Raw genomic sequence first — 11795 nt, 5'->3', positions numbered from 1 at the left:
GTAGGTGGCGATGGTCGCCGCCAGCCCGGATGTGGACAGGTTCGGGTTGTCCTTGCCGAAGGTGAAACGGCCCCACTCCGGCTTGCCGAAGTCCGCCCACCCGTCCCGCCCGGACAGGCCCAGGATCTCTCCCCAGCCCAACGATCCGCGCTTGCGTACCAGTTCGGCCTTGGGCTGCGGCATCGCGATCACCAGCGGGCTGTTGGCGATCGACGGGTAGCGGTCCGGAGTCTGCAACTCCCGCCCGGCGGCTTTGTCGAGCAGCCGGAGTTGGCCGGTCCAGAGGCTCGACGTCGGCAGCCAGACCTGTGGTTGCGGCAGGCCGGTGTGGGTCCAGCCGGAAGCCAGCGCCTCGGTGGCCTTGCCCGAGTTCAACGCGCTGACGTGCACCTGGGCGCAGCCACCGTCCTTGATCGACCGGTCGCTGCGGTTGTAACGCTCGGCCAGGTCAACCAGCAGAGCCGCCTTCTCCGTCGAGGAGTTGACCTGGAGGATCGTGGCGCAGTCGGTGCCCGCTTCGCGCTGTCGGACGAACACGAACGCCCCGGCGATGACCACCAGCCCGGCGGTGACGGCGGCGGTGTACGGCAACCACTGCCGCGTACGCGTAGCGGGTGGGGCCATCGGGACGTCCTCCTCGGCGGGCGGCTGGTGGCAGTCAACCTATCGATGCGGCGCCAGTCGGCGAACCCGACCCCAGCGCGCCGGTCACCTGCGGTCGGGCCGTCTCCCGAGGGCCGTCGCGACCAGCAGTCGAACCAGGTAGACCACGACGAAGGCGACCGCCCCGACCGCGGCGGCCGGGCCGACAGCGCTCGACGCGACGTAGCCGGCGGCGGCCCCAACCGAACCGAGGAAGAGCGCTGTCGAGATGCCCCAGGCGTCGAGGGCCTCACGACGCAGCCGCCGCAACGTGCCACCGCCTCCAGCACCCATGCCGGGCCCCGTCGCCGGCAGGTGTGCCGGCTGGGTCTGCACCGGCGGGTGTGCCGGCTGGGCCGGTCGGGCCTGGGTCGGCACCGTCGGCCGGGCCGGTACCTGCGGCTGCGTCGCGCCCGGTTGCGACGCCGTCGGCGTGAGCTGGGGGAGCGGTTGGTTCGGCGTCGGCGCGCCCGCGGTCTCGTTGCCGGCTTCGAGCAGGCTCTCCCGACGTAGCGGCTCGGTGACCCTGCCGTCCTGCCGAAGCAGCCGCACCAACACGCGCTCGGCAGCCGGCCGGTCCGCCGGGTCCTTGGCCAGGCACTCCCGGATCAGCTCGTCCAGTACGGGAGGCATCGCCGGCAGGTCGGGCGGATCGTTCAGCACCCGGTGCATCACGGCGAAGAGCGAGTCGTTGCCGAACGGCGGCCGACCACCGGCGGCGAAGGCGATAGTGGCCGCCCAGGCGAAGACGTCGCACTGTGGACCGATCACGTCGTTGCGGAACCGCTCCGGTGCCATGTAGGCGGTGGTCCCCATGACCCGGCTGGAGGCGGTCTCGGTGTTGCCCAACGCCCGGGCGATACCGAAGTCGATCACCCGAGGACCGTCCACGCCCAGCACCACGTTGTCCGGCTTCAGATCGCAGTGCACCACCCCGGCACTGTGGATCGCCGCGAGCGCCGTGACGGTGCCGACCGCGAGCCGGTGCAGGGCGTTACCGGTCACCGGACCACGCTCGCGGACGTGCCGGTGCAGGGTCAGGCCCTCGATGAACTCACTGACCACGTAGGGCCGCTCGCCGTCCACCTCCGCGAAGAGCACCTGCGCGGTGCAGAACGGCGCGACCCGGCGGGCTGCGGCGATCTCCTTGACGAACTGCGACCGCGCCCGTGGATCACTCAGGTCGACGTTGACCATCTTGACCGCGACCCGGTCACCGGCGTCGTCCTCGCCGAGATAGACGACCCCCTGCCCACCCGCACCCAATCGCCCGACCAGGCGATACGGGCCGGCGGTGACCGGGTCGTGCGTCCACAGTTTCGCCAACCCCGGCACCGGCGGGCCGGCCAGCTCTGACATCCCGACTCCATCAGTGTCGTGCCCGGCCACCGGCGGCGCAGGACACGGCCATCGTGCCATGTCGGCCGCCGGCGACCGAGGACGTTCGACAATGGGTCGAGGTCGAAGAAGACCCATTCGCCAAGGGCCATCCGGTACGACGACGCAACCGGTGCGACAGCGCCGGCCCCGGTTTGTCGCAGGGTGCGCTGAACAGGTCTTCCATGGCCCGCGTGAGATCACCGCCGGCTCCTTGTCAGCTCTGTTGGCCGGGCTCGGGCCGGCACGGCTGCTGAGTGGCAGAACCCTGCCGACCGTTCTAGGCTCTTCTCTGGGTCAAGCCACGTGCCCGACACGATCCCGAGTCTCGGGAGGTCCGCACGTGACCGACGAGCCAGCAACCGCATCGGCCGTGAAGGCCCACCTGATATCCATTGATGCAGGTTTGCGGGCGGCTGGCGACCCGCCCGGTCTGAGCACGACGCGGCCTCCCCACGCGGGGTCGCGACGACGCCCAGACCGGACAGCGGAGGAACCCATGACCACCACTTCGACGGGTCGGCCCGCACAGACGAACAGCCCGGCCGACCGCGGCACCACGCCTGAGTCGCCGGCCAGCCAACTCCTCGCCGTGATGGTCGCGCTGCCGGCTGGCCATCCGTCCAGGCCCGCCGCCCGCGCCCAGGCCATCGAGGCATGGCTCCCGTTGGCCCATCACCTCGCCCGGCGCTACAGCGGCCGCGGCGAGCCGAACGAGGACCTGACCCAGACGGCAGCACTGGGCCTGATCAACGCGATCGACAGGTTCGACGCTTCGCGTGGGATCGAATTCGTCAGCTACGCGGTCCCCACAATCGTGGGAGAGATCAAGCGTCACTTCCGTGACCGCACCTGGGACGTGCGGGTTCCCCGGCGGTTGCAGGAGCGGCGGATGGCCATCGGCGAGGCCAACAACAGCCTCACCCAGTTGCTGGGCCGCTCGCCGACCGTCGCCGACATCGCCCGACATCTCGACCTCACGGAGGAGGAGATCCTCGAAGGGTTGGAAGGCGCCCGCGCGTACAACGCGGTCTCACTGTCCACCCCGTTCGGCGATGGCACCACCTCCAGGGAACTGGGCGACACTCTCGGCGGCGACGACAACGAACTCGCCCTCGCCGAGCTGAGGGTGGCTCTCACGTCGGCGGCGGCGGTCCTTGACGACCGGGAACGGAGGGTCATCGCACTGCGCTTTCACGGCAACCTGACCCAGCAGGGCATCGCCGAGCAGATCGGGGTGTCACAGATGCACGTCTCCCGGCTGCTGACCCGCGCGCTGGCCAAGCTGAGGGTGCAGCTCACTGCCACCCCTTGAGGGCGGGCCGGTGACCTGCGGCGATCGGTGGATCCGGCCGCCGCCGGGCCGACGGGCAGGAGTCGCCGGATGGGATTCCTGACATCTTCGTCAGACAGCCACTAGCGAGCCGGTTTTCGCTGCAATCGGCGCAGCAAGGTGCGGGTGACCAGCTAGCGTGGGCTATCGCTAGCGGCGTTGCCAGCTCTGTGACGGTGGTCTTGACGTCATAACCTCGGGCAACCTGGGGCGCGGTTCGCGACAAGTGCCCCGGTCAGGCCCCGGCCGGTAAGAAGGTTCCGTCCGGGGCCGCCCGCCTAGGTGAGGGAGCAGCGGGATGGCTGGCAGTGACAGCGGTGCGGGCACCGACGAGCCACGGCCCGCAGCGGTGGACGATCTCGCGGCGAAGCTGAGTGACCTGGCTCGGAGGTTGCAGCACGAGGACAGCGTGGAGGCGACCCTGCAGGCGATTGCCGGCGCAGCGGTGGGGACGGTTCCGGGCGCGGAGCAGGCCGCCCTGTCCGTGGTAGAACACCGCCGGGAGATCCACACTCGGGCCGGTACCTCCGACCTGGTGTACGCGGTGGATCGGGTGCAGTACGAGGTCGGTGAGGGCCCGTGCCTGAGCGCGGTGTATGAGCAGCAGACCGTGCACGTGCCGGACATGAGGGTCGAGGGGCGGTGGCCCCGGTTCACCCAGCGCGCCGCCGAGTTGGGCGTGTCGAGCATGTTGTCGTTTCAGCTGTACGTGCAGGACGACAACCTCGGCGCGCTCAACCTGTACTCGTCGCGCACGCACGCCTTCGATGACGACTCGGCGCACGTGGGGCTGCTGTTCGCCGCGCACGCCGCAGTGGCGATGTCCGGCGCGCAGCACCTCGAACAGCTCAATCAGGCGATCTCGGTGCGGGACGTCATCGGGCAGGCGAAGGGCATCCTGATGGAGCGTCACAAGCTGACCGCCGATCAGGCATTCGCTGTCCTGGCACGGGCCAGTCAGAACACCAACCGGAAACTCGTCGACGTCGCAAGGTACCTGACGGCGACGGGCCAACTGACCCACGCACACCCCGGTGAACGGCGCCTCCGTGTCCCTCATGCTTCGGATCGAGAAGGCGGGGACAGGCGGTCGGGCACGCCGAAAACACCCAGTAGCCCGGTGATGGCCAAAACCCTGTGCACGGTCGGAGTCAGGTTGCTCAGACGCAGCCGGCACCCTGTCCCGTAGGCGTGTTCTCGGCAGGTGAGTAGGCACCTGATGCCGGCAGAGTCGATGAACGTCACGCCGGCGAGGTCTACCTCTATGTCTCGGAAGTCGCGCTCGCGCAGAATGCCCTGCACAACCTGTTCGAAATGATCGGTGACGCACCCGTCCAGCTCACCGACGGCAGCGACTCGCGCCCGCGTCGAGGTTTCGACGTGTACGTCGACCCGCAGGAGGCCTTGCTCGGTCGGACATTGACCGGGTGAGTAAGGGTGCACGAGGTACCTCCCGCAAGAGCGGCGGTCATGGTCTCTCGCTGCTGAAGGTGGAACTTGTTCGATGGCAACTATAACCGTTGTCGCTCTGCCGTCCACCATCGATGCGGACGTCTCCGGGGCGATGACGTGCCGGCTCAGGGCCTCCGGATCGTCGCGGCGCGGGCGACGAGCGCCGCGGCGACGTCGCGAAGTTTGCGGTTGGAGTTTTGGGAGATCTTCGCGAGGATCGTGAAGGCTTCGTCGGCGGTGCAGCGTCGCTCGCCCATGATGATTCCCTTGGCCTGCTCGATCACCGCGCGGCTCTTCATCGCGGCCTGCATGTGCTGCGCCAGGGTCACCTGGGTGTCGTACAGGTGGGCGTTGGTCATGGCCACGGCGGCGTAGTCGCCGAAGGTCTCCGCGAGGGTCACCGCCTCGGCGCGGAAGGCGTCGGGTCGGGTGGCGTAGAGGTTGAGCGCACCGGTGACGGACTCGTGCATCGGCAGGCCGATCGACAGGGAACTGTGCGCGCCGGCGGCGACGGCCTGGCCGGCCCAGTCCGGCCAGCGGCTCTCAGCCGTCATGTCGACCACGTGGACGGTGACGTTGGCCGCCGCCGCCACGAGACATGGACCCTGGCCCTGTTCGTACTGCGCTTCGTCCAGCGCGAGGGCAAGTTCGCCGGTGAAGGCCGCGGTGTGCGCGCCGCCGGCCCCGACCAGGGTGACCGAGACCTGGTCGGCGCCAGGAACGGTCCGGGTGGCCAAGCCGGCTACCCGGGACAGGACACCGCTGAAATCGGTTTCGGTGAACTTGATCCGACCCAACTCCGCGAAGGCAACGGCAGGCAGCAGTGGGTCTACGTCACTCATGTCTGTGTCCCTCTGAAGGGCACGTCACAGACGCTCCAGCGGGCGCCCGGGCATGCGGATCACTGCAGGGCACCCAAAGAGAAACCCAGGAACCGCGCCGCTTCATGACGCCGGATCGCCGACACCCGGAGAGGCATCGGCCACAGATGAGCCAGCATAGCGGCTAGATCCAGCTTCGCCACATGCCTGCCTCGGCGGCCTAATCCGATGGTGGTTGGCGGCGGATGACGAGCAGGGCGATGTCGTCGGTGGGATGCTCCTCCGCCGTGGTGGCCATGATGTGGTCGCACAACGCTTCGGCGGGCCCGGACCGCACGGCGTCAGCGAGGCGCTCGATGCCGGTGTCGATCAGTTCGCTGCGGCGTTCGACCAGTCCGTCGGTGTAGAAGACGAGCGCCGCGCCTGGCGGTAGGTCCAGAACGGTGGTGCGGCGACTGGTTGATGGTCGGCCCACGCCGAGTGGCCGGTCCACCGTCAGGTTGACGAGCTGGGTGGGATGGCCGGGGACAGCCAGCAGTGGTGGCAGATGGCCTGCGGAGGAGAGGTGGACCGTTGTGCGGTCGGGCGCGATCAGGGCGTAGACGGCGGTGGTGAGGGTGCCCGCCTCAAAGTGGTGGATCTTGCGATCGAGGGAGGTCAGCGCCACGGCGGGATCGTCGGAATCGAGGGCGTAGGCGCGTAGCGCGCTGCGGATGCGTCCCATGACGACGGCGGATGGCAGCCCGTGGCCGGAGACATCACCGATGACGGCGCCCAGCCAGCCCGAGGGCAACGTGAACACGTCGTACCAGTCGCCGCCGATGCCCAGGTCGTGGCCGGGCACGTACCGGGCGGCCAGGTCCAGGCCGGGAATGTCGGGTAGCCGGCCGGGCAGCAGGCTGTGTTGCAGGGCCAGCGCTGCCTGCCGGTCGAGGACCTGTGCTCGGGCCTGACCTGCGAGGCTGGCACGATCGGCTACAAGCTGCAACAGCTTCACGTCTTCGGGGCCGAACCGCCGCAGGGCGAGGGAGCCGACGTGCAGCACGCCGACGAGGATGCCGTTGGCGAGCATGGGCACACCCAGCAGGGCACGTATGCCCGTGGCGAGCAGGACCGGATTGACCACGTCGTCGGGAGTAACGTCATGGATCGTGACCGGCGCGCGTGTCGCCGCCACCCGCCCGGCGAAGCCGCGTCCGACCCGGATGCGGAATCCGCGGCGTACCTCCTCCTCCAGGCCCTTGGCCGCGGTCGCGACGAGCTCGCCGGTGTGGTCGTCCAGCAGGAGGATGGTGGCGGTATCGACCTTGAGCAGATCCCGGACCCGTTCAAGGAGCTCGTCGAGCAGGTCGGCGATGTTCAGCCCCGACAGAGCGGCATCGGTGATCGCCTCGATACGTCGCAGGCGCTCCTCATTCGTCACCACCTCGGCATCAGCCACCCAGGCAGCCTAGACGCGGGCACCCGGCCGGTGGCACGTCAGGAGCAAGATCAACAGTGTCGCGCCGTCGACGCGGGGTACCTTCCGACGTCACATCGATGCACTGCCCGACTGGTGAACCCGTTCCGGAGAGCTATCCTCCCTCGTGCCACCGGTAAGGTCACCGGCTCCACGTCCGACAGGGAGGGGAAGCAGTGGTGAACCCGCCGCTCGATCACCACGCTCCCACCGTCAGGAAGCCCCTGCTCTCGACGTCGTTCACCCTCGCCGACCTCAACCGCGTCCGACACGAGGTCGAGGCCGTCAGTCGCCGGTGCGGCCTCGACCACGACGAGATCGAAAAATGGGTCATCGCAGTCAACGAACTGATGATCAACGTGATTCGGCACGGGGGCGGCGCCGGCGGGCTACGTCTGCTTCTGGACGGCCAGCTCGTCTGTGAAGTCACTGACCAGGGGCGCGGGTTCAACACCGCTCGCTACGTTCCGCGCACCGAGCGACCGCCCCTGTCCGATACAGGAGGAATGGGCCTGTGGGTGGTCGGGCGCATGGCCGTCTACCTCCTTGTCGACAGCGGACCCGCAGGCACCACCATCCGCATCGCGGCACGCACCCGCGGCACTCTCGGATAGCCGGGGTCGCTCGGCCGGATCGTCAGATCACTGGTTCCCGTGGTTGCCCTCCCAGTGGCCACCTCCGGGCGGAGTGTCGGTCTGGATGGCGAACCGGTTGCCGTCGAGGTCGTTCTCCACGACGCGGCAGTTGACGCAGTTACCCCGATCGGTGATCAGGATTCCGTGGGTCTGCGTGTGGGACTTGGTGTCGCGGATCAGGTTGCCCCGGATGGTGACCGAGTCGGCGGCGGCATTGATCATGATGCCGGCTCGTCTGGTGGGAGCGGCCGGCAGTTCGTACGGTGTGCCGGGCGGCGGTGTGTCGGCGCTCCAACTGTTGGCGCTGCCGGGGCGGATCGGGGTGAGGGTGAGGGTGGTGGCGTCGTTGGCGGCCACGACGGCGTACCGGTGGCTGACACGGAGCACCTTGCCGCGGTGGCCGTCGGCAGGCCAGCTCGCATGCTGGTCAACCATTGTGTTCTGGCTGTAGCGAACCGATTCGCCGCCCCCCTCGGCGGCGTCGGCACACTGGCGGCCGTTGTTACGGATCCGGTTGTTGATGATGACGGCGTCGGTCAGTGGGCGGTCGAAGCGGATACCGTCGAGACTGTTGCCCCAGATGTCGTTGCTCTCGATGACGATCTCCTCGGCGGCGGCCTGGTCGCCGTCGCCGAGGTCCTGGTGGTGGTAGCCGTAGCGGCCGTTTCCAGTGATCCGGTTGCCCCGCACCGTGTAGGGGCCGGCGGTGTTACCGATGCTGACACCGTCGCGAAGGTTACCGTCCAGGACGCAGTCGGTGAGCAGGCCGCCCTTGCCCGGGATGCCGGTGGTGCCCTTCGCCGAGACCTGGAAGCCAGCCTCGAGATTTCCGGTCATCGTGCATCCGGTGATGATGAGACCGTCGGCGCCCCAGTCGGAGATGCCGAACCGGTTGGCCTCGGCGTGGCAGGCGACGATCCTGATCCCCCGGGGCTGGGGTCGATCGGGGTGCTGCATCTCCAGGAAGATGCCGTTGGTCGCGTTGCCGACCGTGACGCAGTTGGCGATGGTCAGCCGCTCCATCGCCCCCCATCCGCCGATGCCGACACCGATGCCCGCGCCGCCCATCTCCATGCCGTTGTCGATCCGGCCGCATTCGAGCACCCGGACCGCCTGGATCAGGGTGTCCTGGAGGAAGTCGCAGCCGAAGCCGGTGGCTGCCGTGTGGTGGATGAACAGGTTTCGGAACAGGCCGCCGGTCACGTACTGCAACCCGAGCCCCTTGGAAAGGGGGTCGTACGCCGGCTGCGCCACCCCCGACCCGTCGATCTCGAAGTCCGCGAAGGTGCAGTAGGCAAGGTGACGGTCCGGACTCGCCCCGTGCAACTGCGCGGTGTAGAACGCCAGGGGTACCGCCTGGGACCGGTTGCCCTCGTTGCTCAGGACGAACCGGGTGGCGCCGGGCCCGGCGCCCATCAGCGACACGCCGCTGCGCCAAACGGTGGCGGCGTCGCGGATGGCGTACACCCCGGGCGGGCAGTAGATCACCCGCGCTCGCCCGTCCGCGGCGAACGCGTCGCCCAGTTGATCGACGAGCGCGGCGAGCGCGGGCTGGTCGTTGGTCGTACCGTTGCCGGTCAGGCCGTGATCCTGAGCGTTGCAGAGCAGCGGGGCCCCGGCCACGGGGTACTGACGTACTCCCGGGCTGGCCGGGGTCATCTGGCTCGGCACCGAAAAATCTCCCCTCGTGACCCCCGGCGGGCGACCGGTCCCTCAGCCTCGATCCGGCCTGGGATGCGCGAGTTGGCCTGCTCCGACGGTACGGCGATCCACGCCGCCCGACGGGTCAATCGCCGTGAACACCCACAGATCATCACCGACGGCCTGTGGACCTAACCGACATCCCGCTTGCTGACATGGTGCTCCCGCTGTCCACCGACCGCCTCCCTGCCGTACGAGACGCGCACGTCGGTCACGGCGAACCGGCTGCGGGGCAGCGTGGGGATTCGGCGCAGCGAGATCGTCAGGTCCTGCTCGGGCACCGTGTAGTCCAGCCGTGCCAACCAGCCGGCGAAGGCCGCGAGCAGGGCCACCGTGACGTCCTCACCCGGGCAGCGGTGCCCGGTGCTCGGATCGGCCCCGCCCTGGGGGATGAGTTCGTACGGATCGGGAGTGCGCCCGACGAATCGCTGGGGGTCGAAGCGGTACGGGTCGGGCCACAGCCCCGGGTCGTGGTTCTGACCGTATATGTCGAGCAGGACGAGCGACCCGACGGGAACGTGCTGGCCCTGCCAGGTCAGGTCGGTCACCGCTCGGCCACCGACGAACGGGGCGAACGGATAGAAGCGGCGCACCTCGTGGGCGAAGGCGACCGCATAGCCGGTGTCGTCGGCGCGCAACTGGTCGCGGTGTTCGGGCCAGCGGTGCAGCGCGTGTGCCGTGAACGCCACGAACCAGGACACCGCGACGGTGGGACGGATGATGTTGAGCAACTCGACAGCGGCGAGCTTGGCGTCCGCCAGTTGACCGTCTCGGTGGCGGTGCCCGGCGACCGCTTCCAGTGCCGATCCGGCAGGTGCGGTGATCGCGTTAACGCGGACCTGCTGGACGAGCCCGGCCAGCCAGTTCTCCCGCCGCCCACGGGCGCGCCGTGCCCGCCAGTGTCGCGGGCCGAGCGTGGCGAAGCCGTCGACCAGGGCGGTCAGGTCGCGGGCCACGGGTCCGACAGCGGCGTCGCCGAGTGGGATTCCGGCCCAGCGGCAGACGCCCTTGGTGATCGCGTGGCTCGCCTCGTCGAAGAGCACCACCGGTCGCCCGTCACCGCTCGTCGCGATCGCCTCGTTCCAGGCCGCGCCCACCTGGTCGACCAGGGCGGCAACGCCACTCGGATCGGTGAGCAGGGACAGGAACATCGCCTTGCGGTGACGATGGTCCGCACCGTCGAGGGTGTGCACAGCCCGGTGACCGAACAACGTCCCCTGTACCGGCTCCGGGATGGCTGCGTGCCGGCACACGTGCCGTTCGTCGTAGAAGAACCGCACCGCCTCGGGTCCGCGGAGCGCCAGTGCGCGCTGACCCAGCACCCGGATCCGCGCGCTGGATGCGCCTTCACGTCTCAACAACCCGGGCAGCCAGGCGTAGCCGTTGAGGATCGCCCCGAGGGTGTCGTCCAGATGTGGTCCGCGCTGGTCGGTCATGAGCGGGCAGTGCCCACAACGCCCGGCGCGAAACCCGCCTGGCCGACCCGAACGACAGTGTGAGCAGGAACCCGCGACGTCGGCGGCGGGCGAGGTTCGGGGCAGCGGTGTCCATCGCGGCAAGTGGCTCGTCCCAGGTCCATCGTGGAGGTTGAGCGGGTGTAGCGTCGCCGCATGACGGTGCTGCAGGAGTTTGTCGCCGCGCTCTCCAGCGGCCGGATCCAGGTTGTCGACCTCACCGCTCCGCTCTCGGACCAGACCCCGATCCTCGGTCTGCCCGAGCAGTTCGGCCAGACCTGGCCGTTTCAGCTCAGCGAGATCAGCCGGTACGACGACCGTGGCCCGGCCTGGTACTGGAACAACTTCTCCACCGGCGAGCACACCGGCACCCACTTCGACGCCCCGGTGCACTGGGTCACCGGTCAGCAGGGTGCCGACGTGTCGCAGGTTCCGGTGAGTCAGTTGATCGCGCCGGCGGTGGTGATCGACCACGCTGCCGACGCCGCCGACAACAGTGACTTCCTGCTCGAGGTCGAGCACGTCAAGGCGTGGGAGGCGGAACACGGCGCCCTGCCCAGCGGTGGCTGGCTGCTCTACCGCACCGGCTGGGACGCGTACGGCGACGACCCGGAGCGGTACGCCAACGCCGGCCGCACCCCGGGCATCTCGGCGGAGTGCGCCCGCTGGCTGGCGGAGGAGTCGCCGATCCAGGGCGTCGGAGTGGAGACGGTCGGGACCGACGCTGGTGCCGCGCACTCGTTCGACCCGCCGTTCCCGTGCCACTCGTACCTGCTCGGCCAGGACAAGTACGGCCTGACCCAGCTCCGTAACCTGGCGCAGTTGCCGGCGACCGGCGCGGTGGTGATCGCCGGGCCGCTGCCTATCGTCTCCGGGTCCGGCAGCCCGTGTCGGGTCCTCGCCCTGGTCGAACGGTAGGCC

General features: G+C 69.2%; 10 protein-coding genes and 1 pseudogene. 4 read left to right on the top strand and 7 right to left on the bottom strand.

What is annotated here, in order from left to right:
- The coding region (locus tag KBX08_RS13250; RefSeq protein WP_210783732.1) for a substrate-binding domain-containing protein at window positions 1-624 on the bottom strand (624 nt) is incomplete at its 3' end.
- An 84-nt stretch (window positions 625-708) separates the two neighbouring features.
- Entirely contained in the window at window positions 709-2001 is a 1293-nt protein-coding gene (locus KBX08_RS13245; protein ID WP_210783730.1) for a serine/threonine-protein kinase, read from the bottom strand.
- A gap of 517 nt (window positions 2002-2518) precedes the next feature.
- Between KBX08_RS13245 and KBX08_RS13240 the strand changes: the two genes are divergently transcribed.
- Both KBX08_RS13240 and KBX08_RS13235 read left to right on the top strand, forming a co-directional pair.
- Window positions 2519-3334, top strand: a complete 816-nt coding sequence (locus KBX08_RS13240; protein WP_210783726.1) for a SigB/SigF/SigG family RNA polymerase sigma factor — start codon at window positions 2519-2521, stop codon at window positions 3332-3334.
- A 316-nt stretch (window positions 3335-3650) separates the two neighbouring features.
- Window positions 3651-4334: pseudogene (locus tag KBX08_RS13235) on the top strand (GAF and ANTAR domain-containing protein); the annotation flags it as partial.
- 74 nt (window positions 4335-4408) lie between these two features.
- Here KBX08_RS13235 and KBX08_RS34880 read toward each other — a convergent pair.
- The 3 genes from KBX08_RS34880 to KBX08_RS13225 all read right to left on the bottom strand — a co-directional run bounded on the left by KBX08_RS34880 (window position 4409) and on the right by KBX08_RS13225 (window position 7066).
- Window positions 4409-4690 (bottom strand): STAS domain-containing protein, encoded by a 282-nt coding sequence (locus KBX08_RS34880; protein ID WP_372494821.1) that lies wholly within the window; start codon window positions 4688-4690, stop codon window positions 4409-4411.
- A 239-nt stretch (window positions 4691-4929) separates the two neighbouring features.
- On the bottom strand, window positions 4930-5646 hold the full coding sequence (locus KBX08_RS13230) for a GAF and ANTAR domain-containing protein (RefSeq protein WP_210783722.1): 717 nt from the start codon (window positions 5644-5646) through the stop codon (window positions 4930-4932).
- A 199-nt stretch (window positions 5647-5845) separates the two neighbouring features.
- Window positions 5846-7066, bottom strand: a complete 1221-nt coding sequence (locus KBX08_RS13225; protein ID WP_210783719.1) for a PP2C family protein-serine/threonine phosphatase — start codon at window positions 7064-7066, stop codon at window positions 5846-5848.
- A 197-nt stretch (window positions 7067-7263) separates the two neighbouring features.
- On the opposite strand from KBX08_RS13225, the gene KBX08_RS13220 reads away from it, so the two are divergent.
- Window positions 7264-7698: an ATP-binding protein gene (locus KBX08_RS13220; RefSeq protein ID WP_210783717.1), complete on the top strand. Its 435-nt coding sequence runs from the start codon at window positions 7264-7266 to the stop codon at window positions 7696-7698.
- A gap of 27 nt (window positions 7699-7725) precedes the next feature.
- Here KBX08_RS13220 and KBX08_RS13215 read toward each other — a convergent pair whose 3' ends face one another.
- Together KBX08_RS13215 and KBX08_RS13210 are read right to left on the bottom strand one after the other, a co-directional pair.
- On the bottom strand, window positions 7726-9378 hold the full coding sequence (locus tag KBX08_RS13215) for a right-handed parallel beta-helix repeat-containing protein (protein WP_210783754.1): 1653 nt from the start codon (window positions 9376-9378) through the stop codon (window positions 7726-7728).
- Window positions 9379-9551: 173 nt separating this feature from the next.
- On the bottom strand, window positions 9552-10856 hold the full coding sequence (locus tag KBX08_RS13210; RefSeq protein WP_210783715.1) for a cytochrome P450: 1305 nt from the start codon (window positions 10854-10856) through the stop codon (window positions 9552-9554).
- Window positions 10857-11030: 174 nt separating this feature from the next.
- On the opposite strand from KBX08_RS13210, the gene KBX08_RS13205 reads away from it, so the two are divergent.
- Complete coding sequence (locus KBX08_RS13205; protein ID WP_210783713.1) at window positions 11031-11792, top strand: cyclase family protein; 762 nt, start codon at window positions 11031-11033, stop codon at window positions 11790-11792.
- Window positions 11793-11795 lie beyond the last annotated feature (3 nt).

The sequence above is a fragment of the Micromonospora sp. H61 genome (genome assembly GCF_018070325.1).
GTDB classification, from domain to species: domain Bacteria; phylum Actinomycetota; class Actinomycetes; order Mycobacteriales; family Micromonosporaceae; genus Micromonospora; species Micromonospora salmantinae.
Note: the sequence above shows the minus strand (reverse complement) of the source record. Positions and strands in the feature narration are given on the sequence as shown.